The organism is Rhodococcus parequi, assembly GCF_046042785.1.
GTDB lineage: Bacteria > Actinomycetota > Actinomycetes > Mycobacteriales > Mycobacteriaceae > Prescottella > Prescottella parequi.
This window is the reverse complement of sequence record NZ_JBDLNV010000002.1, coordinates 513,749-531,561: the sequence shown is the minus strand read 5'-3', so window position 1 is coordinate 531,561 and position 17,813 is coordinate 513,749. Positions and strand designations below refer to the sequence as shown.

The following is a 17,813-nucleotide window of genomic DNA, read 5'->3' as shown; positions in this document are numbered from 1 at the left end:
AACGCGGGGTGGTGACGGCTACCCCTCTCAGCAGGCTCTTCCCTCGGAAAGGGCCGAGCTTGATAGCTCGGCGCGAATCTGTAAGATGTTGGGCACCGCCAGATTCCAGGAATCGACGCTGCTGCACGCGCTCGCGACGGATCGCTCCGCTCGCTCCCCCTGGTTCGCGGCACCCACCAACGAGACATCCCTCGGGATGAGAACGGACAGTGCTCGCCATGAACCTCAGTCCCCGCGAAATGGACAAGCTGTACATCCACGTCGTGGCCGACCTCGCGCGGCGCCGTCGTGACCGGGGACTGCAGCTCAACCACGGCGAGGCCGTCGCGCTCATCAGCGAGGCAATCGTGGAGGGTGCCCGGGACGGCCGCACCGTCGCGGAGTGCATGCAACTGGGGCGGCAGGTGCTGACCAGCGGCGATGTGATGCCGGGTGTTCGCGACATGACCCAACTCGTGCAGGTGGAGGCCACCTTCGTCGACGGCACCAAACTGGTCTCGTGCCACGACCCGATCGGCGGGTGAGCAGGTGGCCGCCGTGAACGTGATCCTCGTGTGCGGGCACGAGTGCCCCGACCCCGACCACCTGCGGTCCGTCTCGTCCGACTGGACCGTCGTCGCAGGTGGTCGTGCCCTGACCGCCGCGATCGACACCGCGCTGGCGGCATCCCCCGACCCCATCTGTGTCGTGCCGATGACCCTCGGGCGCGACCCGGGCCTGGTGGCCGACGCGGCACGCGCACTGAGTTGGGCACGCAGGGAATCGAATTCGTCCCCCCTCGTGTTGTCGTCCCCGCTGGGGGAGGCAGACCACCTGGTCGGGTGGTTGCGCGGCCGGGCCGCGGCGACGTCGTCGGACGCCCTGTTGGTGGTCGCGCCGAGCGGAACTCCGTTCGAGGACGCCGAGCTGTTCCGAATCGCCAGGCTGGTGCGACAATTCGGCTCCTCGGGTCTGGTGGAGGTGGCCCTGCTGGGCGGAGACCCCGACCTCGACGATGGTGTCGACCGATGCCGCCGACTGGGTGCCCGGCAGATCGCGGTTCTCCCGGCCTGGCTCGGCGCGGGACCGCCGCTACCGTCCGGGGTCGCGGACGGCGGCCCCCTACTCACCGGTGCGGCGTTGCGTGGGGTGGTCGAGGCCCGGGTGGCCGCTGCCCTGCACGATCTGGCACACGGCCACGACGGAATTGCAGACGGACTGGACGCCGAGCACGGGCACGGCTTCGCACACAGCCACGGGCCCGGCCACGGCCACGGCCACGGCCACTAGACACCACCGAATACCACTCACCGACTCCCGGACCTCCGGGAGTCGGCTTCTTCATTCGTTTTCGCAGCGGCGGGTAGGACCCGCAGGAAAGGACACGACACCACATGACGGAGGGAGCAAAGTACCTGTACGCCGACGAACCGGTGCCCCTCAATGCCGGTCGCCGGCGAGTCGTGGTCACCGTGTCGAACATCGGCGACCGCGCGGTACAGGTGGGCTCGCACTACCACTTCTTCGAGGTCAACCGGGCGCTGCGGTTCGATCGAGCCGCCGCGTACGGGATGCACCTGGACATCGCGTCGGGCACGGCGGTCCGCTTCGAGCCGGGGGACACCCGCACCGTGACACTGTGCGGGTTCGGCGGCACCCGTGAGCTCGCCGGGTTCGCCGGACTGGTCCACGACGGCGGTGACCGCGTCGTGGCGCTCGACGACCCCGACGTCCGCGCCGGGGTGTTCCGGCGAGCGGTCGAGCGCGGTTTCCTCTCCGCCGCCGACGATTCGGACGGCGACCGCGCCGCCGATCGTCGTGAGCCGGAGCCGGCCGTCCTGCCGCGCCGCACGTACGTGGACCTGTTCGGGCCGTCCGTCGGCGACCGGTTCACGCTCGCCGACACCAACCTCGTCGTCGAGGTCGAACGCGACTGCAACGCCGGTGCGTTCGGTGACGAGGCGGTGTACGGCGGCGGCAAGGCCATCCGCGACGGCATGGCGCAGGATCCCGCCGCGACGGCCGCGTCCGGGGCTCTCGACCTGGTGATCACCAATGTGGTGGTGCTGGACGGGGTGCTCGGGGTCGTCAAGGGCGACCTCGGTGTCCGCGACGGGCGCATCGTAGGAATCGGCAAGGCCGGAAATCCGCGCACACAGGACGGGGTGGACGCGGACCTGGTGATCGGTCCTGGCACCGAGGTGATCTCGGGTGAGCACCTCATCGCGACCGCCGGCGCCGTCGACACCCACGTGCACTTCCTGGCGCCGCAGCAGGTGGAGGAGGCGCTCACCAACGGGGTGACCACGATGATCGGCGGTGGCACCGGTCCGGCCGACGGCAGCAAGGGCACCACCTGCACGCCGGGGCCGTGGCACATCGGCCGGATGTTGCAGGCCGTCGAGGAACTGCCGGTGAACGTCGGGTTACTGGGGAAGGCGACGTCGTTGCCGGAGGCGATGGCCGAACAGGTCGCGGCGGGCCTGTGCGGGATCAAGATCCACGAGGACTGGGGTGCCACGCCTGCGACGATCGATGCCGCGCTGCGGGTCGCCGACGACATGGACATCCAGGTGGCGATCCACGCCGACACACTCAACGAGTCGGGCTTCTACGAGGACACGCTCGCCGCGATCGACGGCCGGACCATCCACACGTTCCACACCGAGGGCGCGGGCGGCGGACATGCCCCGGACATCCTGCGTATCGCCGGCGAGTCGAATGTGCTTCCGGCGTCGACCAACCCGACCCTGCCGTACACCGTGAACTCCGTCGACGAACTGCTCGACATGGTGATGGTGTGCCACCATCTGCGGCACGACATCCCCGAGGACGTCTCGTTCGCGGATTCGCGGGTGCGGGCGGAGACGATCGCGGCGGAGACGGTGCTGCACGACGACGGCGTCATCTCGATCTTCTCGTCCGACTCGCAGGCGATGGGCCGGGTCGGCGAGACGTGGACGCGGGCGATCCAGACGGCCCACCACTGCAAGGATCAGCGGGGTCCACTGCCCGAGGACACCGCGCCGGACGGGACGTCGCGCAACGACAACAACCGGATCCTGCGGTATGTCGCGAAGACCACGATCAATCCGGCGCTCGCGGCGGGCGTCGCCGACCACGTGGGCTCGCTCGAACCCGGCAAGCTGGCGGACATCGTGCTGTGGCCGGTCCATTCGTTCGGCGCCAAGCCGAGCCTCGTGCTCAAGGGCGGGCTGATCTGCTGGTCGCTCATGGGCGACCCCAACGGCTCGATCTCGACGCCGCAGCCGGTGCGGTACCGCCCCATGTACGGGGCGCTGGGTGCCGCGATGCGCGCGACCCGGCTGACGTTCGTGTCGCAGGCGGCGCTCGACGCGGGGGTACCCGAGCAGTTGGGCCTGCAGAGCCCGGTCGTCGCGGTGCGCGGCTGCCGTTCGGTCGGCAAGAAGGACATGGTGCGCAACACGGCGACGCCGCACATCACCGTCGACCCGGACACCTACCACGTCCGCGCGGACGGCGAGACCGTCACGATCGCTCCGGCGCAACGCCTTCCGCTCACCCAGCTGTTCTACATCGTGTGAGGCCGGCATGACCGACGTGGCAGCTCTGCTCGTGACACTGCAACTCACCGATTCGGCCTTCCCGGCCGGGTTCTACACGCTCTCGCACGGGCTCGAGGGGTACGCACAGGCGGGATCGGTGACGCCGGAGACGCTCCCGGATCTGCTGGTGGATCTGTTGCGGCATTCCGTCGGGCCCGCCGACGCGACGGCACTGGCGCTCGCACACAACGCGGTCCGGGACGGCGACCGGGAGGCGCTGCACCGAGTGGACCGCCGCCTGCACGCCACCAAGCTCAACCGGGAGTTGCGGCGTGCCTGTACCCGGACCGGCCATCAGATGCTCTCGGTCGCGCGGGAGACGTTCGGCCGTCCCGGCATCGAGCGGTTCGGCGAGGACGTCGCCGCCAAACGTTCCCCCGGGACCCAGCCGGTCGTCACCGGGGTGGTCGCGGCGGCGTGCGGGGTGGACGTCGCACAGGCGGTGGCCGGTGACCTGTTCGCGTTCTCGGCCAGTCTCGTCGGTGCCGCGCTGCGGCTGCGACTCACCGATCACATTCGAGCGCAACGAATCCTCGCCGACGCCGCCCCGGTGATCGGGGAGGTGACCGCGGCCGCACTGAGCCGCGACCTGAACGATCTCGGCGGGTGCACGCCCGTCGCCGACGTCATGTCGGCCGGACACGAGCGGGCCGACGCCCGCCTGTTCGTCAGCTGACACCACAGGAAGGAGAAGACATGACCGACGTTCTGCGGGTCGGGATCGGTGGCCCGGTGGGTTCGGGCAAGACGGCGCTGATCGAGGCGCTGGTTCCGGTGCTGACCGCACGGGGGCACCGTCCGGCGGTGATCACCAACGACATCTACACACAGGAGGACGCCGAGCACGTCCGGCGCACGCTCGACGGGATCCTCGATCCGGCGCGCGTCGTGGGCGTGGAGACGGGCGCGTGCCCGCACACCGCCGTGCGGGACGACCCGACGATGAACCTCGCGGCGGGCGCCGAACTGCTGGAACAGTTTCCGGACGTCGACACGCTCCTCTACGAGTCGGGCGGCGACAATCTGACACTGACGTTCAGTCCGGTGCTGGTCGATCTGTTCCTGTTCGTCCTCGACACCGCCGAGGGCGAGAAGATGCCGCGCAAGCGCGGACCGGGCATCACCGAGTCGGATCTGTTGGTGATCAACAAGATCGACATCGCGCAGTACGTCCGCACCGACGTGGCCGTCATGGAGTCCGACGCGTACCGGGTCCGTGACGGGCGTCCGGTGCAGTTGACGAACTGCCTGACCGGGCAGGGTCTCGATGCCATCGCGGACTTCCTCGACACGTTCAGGAAGCAACCGTGACCGGGGGCGAGAACGGCGACGTCCCGGAGATCGTGGCCGGTTACGCGGGGACACCCGAGACGCTGCCGGCCGGCAGTCCCGGCAAGGACGGCGTCCTCGAGCTCGGTTTCGTCCACGTCGGTGGCCGGACCGAGCTGTCGCAGCACCGGCAGCAGCCGCCACTGCAGATCATGCGGCCGCTGTACGTCGACCCGGAACGTCCCGACCTGCCGGTGGTGTACCTGATGTCGACCGGCGGCGGCCTGGTCCAGGGCGACCGGATGAGACTCGACATCGACTGTGGCCCCGACACCTCCGTGCACCTGACGACGCAGGCCTCGACCAAGGTGCAGCGGATGGACACCGACTACGCGACGCAGACGGTGACGTTGCGGGCGGCCGCCGGTGCGTTCGTCGAGTACCTGCCCGAGCCGCTGATCCCGTTCGGTGGTGCGCGGCTGCACCAGCGCACCACGGTGACCGTCGACCCGTCGGCCACCGTGATCCTCGGGGAGACGGTGCTCGCCGGACGTCTGGCCCGCGACGAGAAGCACGAGTACGACGTGTTCGCGTCGGATCTCGAGGTCGTCCGCCCCGACGGTGCGCTGCTCGCGGTCGACACGATTCGGCTGCAGCCGTCGGACGGCGGCGTGACCGGGCCTGCCGTCTTCGGCGATCACGACGTGATGGGCACGCTGTACGTGATCACTCCGCTCGCGCACGCCCGTGCCCTCGCCGACACGGTGCACGGCGCGATCGAGGGCACGCCGGAGGGGATCAGGGCGGGGGTGAGCGTCCTGCCGGAGGACTGTGGCGTGTGGCTTCGGGTGCTCGGTCCGGAGACCGAGGCCGTTGCCGCGGTGGTCCGCCGCTCCTGGGACGCGGCCCGGCGGCTGCTGATCGGGGTCCCGGCGCCGCACATTCGCCGAACCTGACGGGTCACGGCCGGTGGCCGTCGCCGCCGACCGACGTGCGGGGGAGCCGTCCGGTCCCGAAGAGCGCGGCGACCGTCAGCAACGCCGCGAGCCACAGCGCGGACTGCAGGGCCTCCAGCCTGGCATCGGTGTTCGCCGACACGACCGCGTCGGCAACCGTCGGCTCCACCCCGGCCTCGTCGAGGGCCCCGGACAGCTGGGTGTCGCTGAGGAACGGGACACCGCTCGCGAGTTCCGTGGTGGCCTGTTCCTGGACGGTGTCGGGCACCCGCGGGTCGTCCTGTATCCCGGCGACGATCGACGCGCTCAGGGTCGCGATGAGCACCGAGCCGATGAGCGCGGTTCCGAGCGACGCGCCGAGGTTGGTCGCGGTGTTCTGCAGTCCACCGACCTCGGCGCTGCGCGAGTCCGGCACCGCGGAGACCGTGACCGCGCCGAGCTGGGACGCGAGCGCACCCAGTCCGAGACCCATCAGCAGCATCGGTACCGCGACGATCCCGGCATTCGCCCCCGGGTCCATCCCGGCGGCCAGGATGGCGATGCCGACGGTCATCGACGCCAGACCCAGTCGCACGACCCGACGTGGATTCGCGTGCGGCCACAGCTTCGGGATCCCGACCGCGGTCAGCAGTAGGGCGACCGACAGTGGCAGCAGACGTACGCCGGTCTGCAGTGCGCTGAGCTCGAGCACGACCGACAGGAACAGCGGGACGGTGAAGAAGACACCTGCCTGAATCATGAACTGTGCGAAGAACATCGTCAGTCCGCCGGACAGCTGCCGGTTGGCGAGCAGACGGGTGTCGAGCAGGGGTTCGCCGCCACGGTGGGTCAGGCGCGACTCCCAGCGGGTGAACGCGTAGACCACCAGCAGGCCTGCGAGGACGAGCCAGCAGACCGGGGACAGGCCCAGCAGTTCGGGACCGCCGGGGCGGCTGTGCAGCCAACCCCACTCGCCGGACCGCAGCACGCCGTACACCACCAGGCCCAGGCCCACGACGGACAGCAGCGAGCCGACGAGGTCGAGGCGGACCCGCGTCGGCGGGGCATCCTCGATCCGGCGCAGAACCGGCAGGATCAGGATCACGAGGACCACCTCGCCGGCGAACACGTACCGCCACGACGCGAACGTGGTGACGGCGCCGCCGATCAATGGGCCCGCGGCCACCGCGACAGCACCGGAGGCGGCGATGAGTCCGTAAGCGCTCGAACGCTTCTCGGGCGGGAAGTTGGCGGCGACCAGGGCGACGATCGCGGGCATGATCAGGGCGGCGCCGAGGCCCTCGAGCAGGGACCACCCCAGCAGGAGCACGCCCAGGTTCGGTGCCAGCGCGGTCGTGAGCGAACCCGCGCCGTAGACGACGAGACCGATGCCGAACGCCCGTCGGCGACCGATGATGCTGCCGATCTTCCCGCCGGTGATCATCAGCGTCGCCATGACGAGCGTGTACAGCGTGATCGCCGTCTGGATGCCGGTGATCGTGGTGCCGAGGTCGGACGCGACCATCGCCATCGACACGTTCATGACGGAACTGTCGAGCGTCATCAGGAACTGGCCTGCCGACAGTGTCGCCAGGATCAGTGTGGCCCGGGATCCCGTCGGGCGTCCGACGCTTTCAGGCATACCCGATTGAAGCAGGGCGGGGGCACGCCGCGCGGCCGATCGGCCTCAGTCGATGAGGCCCGTCCGGTAGGCGATCTCGAGGGCTTCCTCGCGGGAGTGCGCGTCGATCTTCCGGTAGAGCGTGCGCAACTGGCTCTTGACCGTGTTGGTCGACACGAACAGGGTGCGGGCGATCTCGAGGGTCGACAGGCCGCGGGCGAGTTCGGCGAGCACCGCTCGTTCCCGTTCGGTGAGCTCCACGTGATGGACTGCGGCCGGGAACACCTCGCGGGCGTCCGAGGCGAGCAGAGCGGCCACGGCCGTCGACGGAGTGCGCGCCGACGCGTCCAGCTCCGCGAGCAGGGTGCGCGGGACGGTCGCGAGCGTCGAGAGCAGCCCGGTGCGGTCCGCGATCGCGGTGGCCTGTGCCCACGACTGGGCGGCCGCGGCGTACTCGCCCAGCGCGTGGTGCGCCGCCGTCTCGATCAGCAGGGCGTCGAGTTGGCTACGGGTGAAGGTGTGGCTGAACCAGTCGCACTTGCGGCACAGCGCCAGGGCGGTCGCGGGATTGCCGGTGAGCAGGTGGGTACGCGCGGCGGCGATCAGCAGGATCGGATGCGTGAGTTCGCGCTCCGCCAGCATCCACAGGGCCCGGTTGCCCTCGCCGAGGGCGAGGCGGAGTTCGATCTCGAGCGCTGTCATCGCGGCGGCGACCGTCGATCCCTCGCGGAGGATGGCGGAGTGCGACGCGATGGCCCGCTGCAGCACGGCCATGCCAGCGTACGACTGGCCGGTCGCCAGGGCGTGGCGGCAGTGCGCCAAAGTGATGAAGGGCCACAGTTCTTCGCGCTCGGAGGCCTCGCCCAGCTCGTCGAGCCAGCGGTCCGCGGCCGCGATGTCGAGGCGGTCGAGCGCCACGACGGTGCGGGCCACGAGGCCGCCCACCTTGACCATCGGTTCGAGCCAGCCGTCGGGGTCGGGGTGCGCGTTCTCGAGTTCGATCCACTCCTCGGCGCGTCTCGGTTCGCCGATCACCGCCCAGTTCATGGCGGAGTTTCCGGCGGCGTTGCGGGCGACGAAGTCGATGCGCTGAGCCAGGGCCCCACGGTGGGCCAGACGCAGCTCCACCGCCGATTCCGCGAACGCCCCGGCGAGTTCGTAGGTGATCCCCCATTGGAGGCGCATCACGGGTAGCTGGTCGGCAATGTCGTCGGGGCGGGTATCGAGCGCGCCGCGGACCAGATGAGCGAGCCGGCGGGTCATTTCGGCGGCGCGCTCGTGCTCACCGCCGAGGCGCAGCATCAGGGTCTGGACGCAACCGACACTCAGGGCGTCGCGCGCCTGCTCGGTGGTGCCGAGCTGCTCGAGCGCCGCGGGCCGGCTGGGCAGGGCGTCGGCGGGGATGGTCGGCTGCGCGCCCAACAGGGTGAACAGGTCGCGCCCGGCCTTGATCGCGGGATGGGCGTCGAGGTGTTCCGCGGGCAGGTGGCTCAGCGTCGAACGCAGGAGCCCGAAGTGGCTGTCGATCAGTCGCACCCAATGGGTGGCCAACAGATCGAGCACGACGTCCCAGTTCTTCGCTTCGACCGCGTAGCCGAGCGCGGACGCGACGTTCCCGCGCTGCAATTCGTGGCGGGCCAGCGCGGTGAGCTTCTCGTCTCGGTCGATGCCCACCTGTCCCTGCGTCGCGAGGAGGCAGTCGCGGACGGCCGGGGCGAACTCCCAGGCGTCCTCGGCCGCTGTCTCGCAATGGTTGACGATTCCGGCGGTTTCGAGAATCTCGAGGCGGCGCACGGCGTCGTCGACTCCGGTCAGCAGCCGGGCGGTCTCCTCTGTGATGATTCGCGCGGTGGCGACCGCGATGACGAAGTCGCGGCTTTCGTCAATCGAAGGGTGTTCGAGCACAGTCGATTGCACGTATCGCGCGATCGTTCCGTCGAGGCGGCGCGCGAGCAATTCGCGGCGTTCCGGCGTGTCGGGGAGATTCTTGGCGACGACGAGTGCGATGCGCATCAGTGCGGGCAGCGATCCGACTCGTCCACGGATGTAGTCCAGTTCGCCCGGCTCGAGCGAGATTTGGGCGTGATCGAATAGTTCCGCCGCGTCGTCGCGAGTGTAGAGCAGGTCGCGCGCCAGGATCAGTTCGTGCGTCGGTTCCATCGCGACCGGGTCGCCGAACAGTGACCTGTCACAGGCGGTCGCGACGATGTTCACGTTGTGGCAGCGATCGAGGAGGTGCAGGATTTCGTCCTCGATGCGGACGTCGTGCACCAGGTCGACACGAACCAGAACGAGCAATACCGGTGCCCCGCAGTGGGCGAGGCACTCTCGAACCTTCTCTGCTGCGGGCATTCCCTCCGGCCACGGATCGGCCTCTCCCGCAATGATGCCCGCCGCCCGCAAGCGCTCCATCGCGGACTGCCAGAACTCCTCCGACGTCGTCGGTTCGGTGGGCGCGGAAATCCACAGCACTGCACGATATTCCGATCGCGCAGACTCCAGCCACGACACCACGAGATCGACCTTGCCGAAGCCGCGCGGGGCGCGGATGACCGTGATCGGCGAGTTTCGGTCCAGGCGGGCGAGCAGTCGCTTGCGGGCCGGAGCCCACGCCGAGCTACGGCTCGGCATCGGACCTGTAATACCGTTCTGTCGGCGCTCTCTCATCTGAAACACCCCCCGGCCTCGGTTCGCACGATTCCCGCGACGACGGCGGCGGGCTTCGAGACGTCTCTCCACAAACCTCTTTCGTACGATCATTGCAAACTGCACCGGATCGGACATTCGCTACCCTCTACTTTCCACCCGTTGAGACCCGCGCTTGATCGCTGCGTACGGCATGGGGCACGGTCGATCCCATGAGTGAGAACTCCCCGGATCCCGCGTTGCACGGTTGCGTCCGCGGGCCGCGCGCCGACGTTCCTGTCGTTCGACCGGGCTCGCTGCGGCTGGTCTCCCGTCTCGACCTGTCGCGTCCGGACGGTGCGGAAGGCATGCTCGAATTGAGCGGGCGGGCGTGGGAGTTCGAGATCGACTCGGAGGGCGCGGTGTCCACGCGGTCGACCGCGGCTCTCGACGGGGCCGTCGACTATCACGGCGGCCGGACCCTGACCCGCATCGCGACGTCCCCCGACCTGCCAGGACTTCAGACCCTCGTCGGTGCGTCGGCGATCGCCGGATTCCGGGGTCGGGTCGGCGCCGTCGTCACCGGACACACCGGCACGGTGGATGCGCCGCTGGCGCAGTTGCTCGACGACGTGCCGCTGGGGACGCTGATCTCCGGGCATGCGGTGTCGGCCGAACGCGCGCTGGATCCGCTCGCCGGCGCGGGCGGCACCGGCTACGTTCCGGTCGGCGACCAGTGTGCCGGCTACGTGGACGGGGGCGCGCTCATCACCACGATCGCCGTGCGGGGCCGTAGCCCGGTCGCGGACGGTCCCGTCGCACCCCCGCTCGACGACGCCTTCGGGCGCACGCCCCCGCCGCTCGGCATCCACGCGATGCGCCGCCGCCGGAGGATCGATCGCCGGACCGGGCACGGCGAAATTCGTTTCGACGCGATGTTCCGCGACACCTACGTCCGCGCCGACGGGGTCGAGACGGTGATCCACGAGTACGAACTCACGGTCACCGCCGACGCCGCGACCGGTGTCGTCCGGGAGGCGACGGCCACGCCCCGGGTGTTGCCGTGGTCCGACTGCCCGGGGGCCGTGGCCAGCGCCGGGCGGCTCGTCGGGACCGCGTTGAGCGACGTCGAGGCCGACGTGCGCCGCGGCTTCCGTGGCCCCGAGACGTGCACGCACCTCAACGACCTGCTGCGAAGCATCGCTCACTGACCGAATTCGTCCGATTGTCGATACTCGGCTGCCACGGCGCGTCATGATGCGAGTGCTGGTGGGAGAGGTCGACGGTGCAGCAGCCGAGTCCCGCCGCGTCGCATCCGATCGTTCGAGAAGGAGCGCCCGTGGAAATCGGTGGAAGAGGTCTGCTCGCAGGGAGGGCCGCGGCGCCCGTGTGTGCCGCCCTGGCGGGGATGCTGGCATTCGCGATGCCGGCATCGGGTGAGCCCGTCGGCGTCCCGGGGACGCCGACGGAGGAAGTGTCGACAGCCGAGGCGGAGGACTGTACTGCCACCGGATCGGCGTCGTCCGGGTCGCTGTCGACGGGCCTCGGGTCGGAGTGGTCTACGCCGGTGTCGTCCGCGGCCTTCGGGCTGTCGTGCAGCGGGTCGGCGGTCCTGCTCGATCTCGGGTCGTTCGGGGCGTTCGTGGGTAGCTGACGCTACTGGGTCCGGACGAACGCGAACTCGTCACCCGCGTGGTAGCGGGCCAGTGACTCGGACACCGAGCGCCGCGACGGAGGGTGAAATGCGAAGGCATGGATCGCCGCGGCGAGGTACGCGATGTCGGGCGACTTGATGAAGGCGATGCCGCCGAGCGATTCGATGGCGACCGCGGTCGCGCGGACCAGGGCCTCACGGATGGATATGCGGCACAGAAGTAACCGGACCGAGATGTCCTGGCCGCGCTCACCGGCATCGACCGCCCGTGCGATGCTCTCGACGGCTGCCATGCCCGCCTCGATGTCGGCGGCAGCACGGGTGTAGCCCTCGAAGTCGCCCTTGTCGGCGGCGAGCAGTCGCTCGAGCAGCGCGCTCGCCGCTCCCAGGTAGTTCGCGCTCACCAGCATCCCGAACCACAGGTAGCCGGTCATCTCGTGGCGACCGTCCGGGTCGTCGGCGCCGTTGAGGAGCACGAAATCCGCAGGGACCTCGACATTTTCGAGGACGATCTCGTCGCTCTCGGCACCGGCGAGTACAGGACTGTCCCAGAACGGGCGCACCGTGATCCCCGCCGCGCCGGCGGGAATCAGAGCAATCGCACGTTCCCCGGAATCCACCGCGACGCTGGCCGTGAGCAGGTCCATGGACGCGGACAGGCTGCACGGCTTCTTGCTGCCGTTCACCACATAGGTGTCGCCACGGCGCTCGGCGCGCATCGTCGGGACGAAGACGCTGCCGCCGGTGACGCCCTCGGAGAAGCCCGACGCGATCACCGTCCGCTGTTCGACCAGCGAGCGGACGAGTGCGCGGTCCTCGTCCGTGGACTGGCGCGCGAACTCGCCGAGGGTGGCCAGCGAGAGGTGGTGCATCGTGCCTGCGGCGCCGAGCGACGGTGAGCGGCTTCCGATCGCCCGCTGCGCGCGAACCGCCTCCAGCGCCGATGCGCCCAGTCCGCCCTCGTCTTCGGGGATGGTCAGTGCGGTGCCTCCGCTGGCACGGAACTGTCCGATGATGTCGCTGCCTCTGCGTTCGAGTTCGAGTAGCGGGGTGCGGTCCAGGTAGTCGACGAGACCGGGCAGGTACGACTGCAGTGTTTCGCGTTCGCGGCTCAACAGGCGGGTCATGGCACTCCTCTGCGGTTGGGGCCGGACTTGTGGGTTCATCCGGTCGGCGGATCGTGCACCCGGTGATTCGGAGCGGCAGCGAGGGCGGATGGGTCGGCTCCAAGCTTGTCGCGCGAAATCGTCTTGCTTTCCTCGTGTTTCGGACATCGCACACAATTCACGCCGTTTCCTGCGTCAGGCAATCCGTGTGTGCTCGTCCTCCGAATCACTCGCCGGAGCAGCACTCGGGAACCAGACGACTGTCAGGAGATTCGAAACGATGGTGACGAACCGTTTGATGCGGCGATTGGATGACGATGAGCGGGTGGACCTGTTGCGGGCGGCCCGCGACTCCGACGTGAATCCGTATTTCCGGGTGATGGAGTCGGCGGCCGGGCCCGTCGTGCGGGTCGAGGGCGCCGATCGGATCATGCTCGGCTCGAACAACTACCTGGGCCTTGCCGATCATCCGGCGATCCGGCAGGGAGCGCAGGATGCTCTCGACCGGTTCGGCGGTGCCGTCACCGGGAGCCGACTCCTCAACGGCACCATGGATCTCCACCTCGATCTCGAGGCGGAGATCGCCGACTGGCACGGAACCGACGGGGCGGTGGTCTTCACGACCGGCTACCAGACCAATCTCGGGACCATCAGCGCGATCGCCGGCAAGGGCGACGTGATCGTCGTCGACGCGGCGGCGCACGCGTCGATCCGGGACGGCGCCGTGCTGTCGGGTGCGACGGTCCGCAAGTTCCGGCACAACGACGTGGCCGATCTGGAGAGCGTGCTCTCCGAACCCGTCGAGGGCGGCGGAGCGGTTCTCGTGGTCGTCGACGGGTTGTATTCGATGGAGGGCGATCTGGCGCCGCTCGGAGAGATCGCGGCCACGTGCACGCGTCACCGCGCGGCGCTCATGGTCGACGAGGCCCACAGCCTAGGTGTGTTCGGCAGCCGGCGCACAGGCGCCGCAGAACTGTTCGGGGTGGCCGAATCCACCGACATCCGGATGGCCTCGCTCTCGAAGAGTCCCAGTTCCACGGGAGGATTCATTGCCGGGTCGCACGATCTGCTGGATTCGCTCCGGATCCATGCGAGGGCCTTCCTCTTCACGACGTCCGGCGTGCCGGCCGCGGTGGGTGCCTCGCTGGCGGCGGTGCGGTTGATCCGCAGCGACGAGGGCGCGCAGCGTGCCGATCGGGCACTCGCGAACGCGTCGACGTTGCGGAGCGGCCTCGCCGCTGCGGGCCTCGACGTCGGGGCGGAATCGGCCCTGCCGGACGGGACCGGAACCGTCTCCCCGATCGTCGCGCTGCACGTCGGTGACGAGATGGAGGCGATCGCGTTGTGGCGCAGACTCTTCGATCGCGGCATCTTCGCGAGCGCGGCGCTGCATCCTGCGGTGCCGCGGACCGGGGCGATGTTGAGGCTGTGTGTCATGGCCTCCCACACCGACGCCCAGATTCGTTCCGCGGTGGACGTCATCACACAGACCGTGGCGGAGGGTTCGTCGTGAGTCTGCGGATCGCCGTCACCGGGGCGACGAGCGACTTCGCCGCCGTGATCCTGCCGGTCCTGCTCGCCGATCCGGACGTGGAATCGGTTGTCGGAGTGTCTCGTAGCGCGCCCAGGATCGTGAACGCGAAGCTCGAGTCCGTACGCATGGACATCCGCTCGGATCGGCTCGTCGAGCTGTTTCGAGGGTGCGACGTGGTCGTGCACCTCGCGTTCGTGGTGGAGGAGATCCGCGACAAGGCCGAGACCCATGACATCAACCTTCGCGGCTCCCGCAACGTGATCGACTCCGCGTACCGTGCCGGCGCCCGACGGGTCGTGGTGGCATCGAGCGTCAACGCGTACGGACCCGAGATGAGGCCGAAGCCGGTCGACGAGAGCGTCTATCCGTCGGGTGATCCCGATCGCTACTACTTCCACGACAAGGCCGAGGTGGAGCACTACGTCGAGTGGTGGCTGCGCCGCCATCCCGGCGAAATGGCCGTCTCGTTGCTGCGGTCCACGTACGTGGTCGGGCCGAACTTCTCGAATGACGGCATCGATCAGCTCACCGCGTCGGTCGGCGCGTTCCCCCGTGCCGACGAGGCCGCCTACCAGTTCCTGCACGAGCGCGACCTCGCTGATGCCTTCCATCGAGCGGTCAAACACGACCTGAGTGGGCCGTTCAACGTCGGTCCGGACGGGTGGGTGATGGTGCGTGACCTCGCGGCCATGCAGGGCCAGCGCCTGTTCGACGTGCCCGAGCGGCCCGCGATCGTCGCCGCTGACCTCGCGTTCCGGTTGGGACTGAGCCGTTTCTCCGGGCAGTGGGTGACCGCCGGCGAGACGGTGGTCAGTTCGCGGCGATTCGCCGCCGCAACGGGGTGGCGGCCGACGTTGACGGCCCGTGAGGCGGCGGCGGTGATGATCCTGCTGCGGGGAAAGGCGTTGCTGCGCGGTGTGGACGCGCCGCGGCGTCGGGTTGCGTGTGAGGCCGCACTGGAACCGGCCACCACGTTCACGGCCGCCGACACCGGACGGCTCGAGCACGCTCACGTCGGGCTCCGGGACGGCTCGGTGCACCTGGAGGTTCACGCCGCCGGGCCGGATCGTTCCGGGCGGACCCTGGTGGTTCCGGTGCCGCCGGGGTTGCACGCCCGCTACCTGACGGACACGGCGGCGGCGCTGGCACGCGAGGGATTCCACGTGGTGCTGCTCGACCTTCCGGGGCACGGGCTGAGCACCGGCCCGCGTGGTCGACTGACAGCGGAGACCGTCGCGGAGGCCCTCGAGGCAGCGGTGTCGTATGCCCGGGACTGGTTCGGCGGGAATCCGGCGGTGCTTCGGGTGCCGGGAACGGCCGCGGGACGGAGGGGCCGTCGGATCACGCGCCTCCGGGCACGGGTCACCGGCCGCGTTGTCCGCTCGCCGGTCAACCCTGCCGATCCGCTGCTGCCCCGTGTGCTGCGTGGGGTAGTCGAACCGTGAACGTGTTTCCCGTGGAACCAGACGTCACGGTGATCGTTCCGCCGTGCAGCGTCACGTTCTCCTCGGCGAGGGCGAGACCGATTCCGCTGCCGTCGGTCCGGCCGCGCGATGCGTCGGCCTTGTAGAACCGCTCGAACAGGTGCGCTCGCACGTCCTCCGGGATGGGTGCGCCGTGGTCGGTCACGGCGATCACCGCGGCGGCGCCGTCGAGGTACACGGCGACCTCCACGGGCGGATGTCCGTGCGCGAACGCGTTCGCCACGAGATTCCCGACCACGATGTCGATGCGTCGGCGGTCCACCCGGCACGGGACTGCGCCGTCGGCCCCGAGTAGTACCCGGGACTCGAAACCCCGGGTGGACAACGACTCCCGGACGACCTCGACGAGGTCGTACGGTTCGCGGACCAGATCGGCCCGGCCGGTGTCGAATCGTGAGATCTCGATGACGTCCTCGGTGAGCCGGGAGAGCCGTTCGGTGCCGCGGCTGACGATACGGGCCGCGCGAGCGGTGTCCGGCGCCATCGAGTCGGCGTCCTCCTCGAGGACCTCGGCGACCGCGACCAGCGCCGCGAGCGGTGTGCGGAGTTCGTGGAAGACGTCGGCGACGAACCTCCGCGCGTCGGCCTCCTTCGCGGCGAGATCGGCGACGGTGCGATCGAGTTCGGCCGCGGAGCGGTTGAAGGTCGCCACCAGCTCGGACAGTTCGTGGCTGGCGCCGGCGGTGAGTTCCTGACGGGGCCGGCCGGGGACGAGGGCCGCGGCGGCGGCGTTGAGCCGGCGCAGTGGCAGCACGAGTCGGCGTGCGGTCCACAGCCCGGCCAACGCGGCGAGTGCCGAGACGACGACGGCGACCGCCGCCGCACGGCGCTCGAGCGAATCGATCTGCGCTTGGGCCTCGCCCAGGCCGAACACGGCGGCGACGAACGTCGGCCGGCCCAGGGGCAGCTCGGGATCTCCGACGCGCCCACCGACGTAGAAGAGCGGCGTGCCGCCATTGTCGGCGCGCTGGAACACCGGTAACACCGACTGCTCGAGGCGAGCCAGCAGTTCCGGTGGTGGGGAAGGGACGCCGAGGGGCCACGTGTCGGTGCGGACGTCGCCGGACCAGGCCATGCTCCCGTCCCCGAGACCGCTGAACTCGGACAGCTCTCGTCGGGTCGGACGCTCTCCGATCCAGGGCGCCGCGGAGTCGAGGGTGTCGGCGAAGTTACTCAGGATCTGGTCCTGCGCGGTCGAGAAGATGTTGGCACGCGCCTGCAGGTACACCGCGGCGGACGTCGCCACCGCGGCGACCAGCGCGATCACCGCGACGAGGGCCGTGAGGCGGGCCTGCAACCCCGGGCGTCGAATTCTCACGAGACGGGTCCGAACCGGTAGCCGAAGCCGCGAACAGTCTGCACGTAACAGGGATTCGACGGTTCCTTCTCGATCTTCGCGCGCAGGCGCTGGACGCAGGCGTCGACCAGACGCGACCCGCCGAGGTGATCGAAGCCCCACACCTTCTCGAGCAGTTGCTCGCGGGAGAACACCTGGCCGGGGCGTTCCGAGAGGGCCAGCAGCAGTTGCCATTCGGTGCGGGTGAGCTCGGGGTGCCGGATGCCCTCGGTGATGGTCAGGGTGTCGCGATCGATGACGAGGTCGCCGTGGACCTCGCGTGCGGAGCCGGGCGCGGGTGCAGCCGGGGTGCGGCGCAGCACGGCCTTGATGCGGGCGTCGAGGATGCGCGGTTGCACGGGCTTGACCACGTAGTCGTCGGCGCCGGTCTCGAGCCCCGACACGACGTCGACGTCCTCGCTGCGCGCGGTGAGCATGATGATCGGGACACCGCTGCGGGCGCGGATGCGCCGGCACACCTCGAACCCGTCGACGCCGGGCAGCATCACGTCGAGCACGACGATGCCGGGCGACCCGTCCGCGAGCGCCGCCAGCCCGGCCTCACCGCTGGCCGCGGACGTCACGACGTGCCCGTAGCGGTGCAGCGCGAGGCTCAGCGCGTCGCGCAGGTTGTCGTCGTCCTCGATCAGCAACACCGCAGTCATGCCGCCCATCCTCCCGAC

15 protein-coding genes are annotated in these 17,813 nt (G+C 69.7%); 10 read left to right on the top strand and 5 right to left on the bottom strand.

Annotation, left to right across the window (positions count from 1 at the left end; translation table 11 throughout):
• The first annotated feature begins 218 nt into the window (after positions 1–218).
• The 6 genes from ABEU20_RS06640 to ABEU20_RS06615 all read left to right on the top strand — a co-directional run bounded on the left by ABEU20_RS06640 (position 219) and on the right by ABEU20_RS06615 (position 5,791).
• On the top strand, positions 219–524 hold the full coding sequence (locus ABEU20_RS06640; protein WP_420163606.1) for an urease subunit gamma: 306 nt from the start codon (positions 219–221) through the stop codon (positions 522–524).
• 4 nt (positions 525–528) lie between these two features.
• Positions 529–1,269 carry a sirohydrochlorin chelatase gene (locus ABEU20_RS06635; RefSeq protein WP_420163605.1) on the top strand — a complete coding sequence of 247 codons (741 nt, stop codon included), beginning with the start codon at positions 529–531 and terminating at the stop codon, positions 1,267–1,269.
• Positions 1,270–1,373: 104 nt separating this feature from the next.
• Complete coding sequence (gene ureC / locus ABEU20_RS06630; RefSeq protein WP_420163604.1) at positions 1,374–3,545, top strand: urease subunit alpha; 2,172 nt, start codon at positions 1,374–1,376, stop codon at positions 3,543–3,545.
• A gap of 7 nt (positions 3,546–3,552) precedes the next feature.
• Positions 3,553–4,242, top strand: a complete 690-nt coding sequence (locus tag ABEU20_RS06625) for an urease accessory protein UreF (protein WP_420163603.1) — start codon at positions 3,553–3,555, stop codon at positions 4,240–4,242.
• A 20-nt stretch (positions 4,243–4,262) separates the two neighbouring features.
• Positions 4,263–4,877, top strand: coding sequence for an urease accessory protein UreG (gene ureG, locus ABEU20_RS06620; RefSeq protein WP_420163602.1), 615 nt, complete (start codon positions 4,263–4,265; stop codon positions 4,875–4,877).
• The gene (locus ABEU20_RS06615; RefSeq protein WP_420163601.1) at positions 4,874–5,791 is read left to right on the top strand and encodes an urease accessory protein UreD; all 918 of its coding nucleotides are present in this window, start codon (positions 4,874–4,876) and stop codon (positions 5,789–5,791) included. The genes ureG and ABEU20_RS06615 overlap by 4 nt, the downstream gene beginning before the upstream one ends.
• Positions 5,792–5,795: 4 nt before the next feature.
• On the opposite strand, the gene ABEU20_RS06610 is transcribed toward ABEU20_RS06615, so the two are convergent.
• The gene (locus ABEU20_RS06610) at positions 5,796–7,412 is read right to left on the bottom strand and encodes an MFS transporter (protein WP_420163600.1); all 1,617 of its coding nucleotides are present in this window, start codon (positions 7,410–7,412) and stop codon (positions 5,796–5,798) included.
• Between the two features lie 45 nt (positions 7,413–7,457).
• The gene (locus ABEU20_RS06605) at positions 7,458–10,022 is read right to left on the bottom strand and encodes a LuxR C-terminal-related transcriptional regulator (RefSeq protein ID WP_420163599.1); all 2,565 of its coding nucleotides are present in this window, start codon (positions 10,020–10,022) and stop codon (positions 7,458–7,460) included.
• A 227-nt stretch (positions 10,023–10,249) separates the two neighbouring features.
• Between ABEU20_RS06605 and ABEU20_RS06600 the strand changes: the two genes are divergently transcribed.
• Together ABEU20_RS06600 and ABEU20_RS06595 are read left to right on the top strand one after the other, a co-directional pair.
• Positions 10,250–11,227 carry a DUF2889 domain-containing protein gene (locus ABEU20_RS06600; protein ID WP_420163598.1) on the top strand — a complete coding sequence of 326 codons (978 nt, stop codon included), beginning with the start codon at positions 10,250–10,252 and terminating at the stop codon, positions 11,225–11,227.
• A gap of 128 nt (positions 11,228–11,355) precedes the next feature.
• Positions 11,356–11,670 carry a hypothetical protein gene (locus ABEU20_RS06595; protein WP_420163597.1) on the top strand — a complete coding sequence of 105 codons (315 nt, stop codon included), beginning with the start codon at positions 11,356–11,358 and terminating at the stop codon, positions 11,668–11,670.
• A gap of 2 nt (positions 11,671–11,672) precedes the next feature.
• Here ABEU20_RS06595 and ABEU20_RS06590 read toward each other — a convergent pair whose 3' ends face one another.
• Positions 11,673–12,797, bottom strand: coding sequence for an acyl-CoA dehydrogenase (locus tag ABEU20_RS06590; RefSeq protein WP_420163596.1), 1,125 nt, complete (start codon positions 12,795–12,797; stop codon positions 11,673–11,675).
• A 277-nt stretch (positions 12,798–13,074) separates the two neighbouring features.
• Between ABEU20_RS06590 and ABEU20_RS06585 the strand changes: the two genes are divergently transcribed.
• The gene (locus ABEU20_RS06585; RefSeq protein ID WP_420163595.1) at positions 13,075–14,289 is read left to right on the top strand and encodes an aminotransferase class I/II-fold pyridoxal phosphate-dependent enzyme; all 1,215 of its coding nucleotides are present in this window, start codon (positions 13,075–13,077) and stop codon (positions 14,287–14,289) included.
• Positions 14,286–15,755 carry an NAD-dependent epimerase/dehydratase family protein gene (locus ABEU20_RS06580; RefSeq protein WP_420163594.1) on the top strand — a complete coding sequence of 490 codons (1,470 nt, stop codon included), beginning with the start codon at positions 14,286–14,288 and terminating at the stop codon, positions 15,753–15,755. Before ABEU20_RS06585 ends, ABEU20_RS06580 begins: the two co-directional genes overlap by 4 nt.
• On the opposite strand, the gene ABEU20_RS06575 is transcribed toward ABEU20_RS06580, so the two are convergent.
• Together ABEU20_RS06575 and ABEU20_RS06570 are read right to left on the bottom strand one after the other, a co-directional pair.
• Positions 15,700–17,112 (bottom strand): sensor histidine kinase, encoded by a 1,413-nt coding sequence (locus ABEU20_RS06575; RefSeq protein WP_420163593.1) that lies wholly within the window; start codon positions 17,110–17,112, stop codon positions 15,700–15,702. The two genes, ABEU20_RS06580 and ABEU20_RS06575, sit on opposite strands and share 56 nt — an antisense overlap.
• Positions 17,109–17,795: a response regulator gene (locus tag ABEU20_RS06570; RefSeq protein WP_456300330.1), complete on the bottom strand. Its 687-nt coding sequence runs from the start codon at positions 17,793–17,795 to the stop codon at positions 17,109–17,111. Before ABEU20_RS06570 ends, ABEU20_RS06575 begins: the two co-directional genes overlap by 4 nt.
• Between the last annotated feature and the right edge of the window lie 18 nt (positions 17,796–17,813).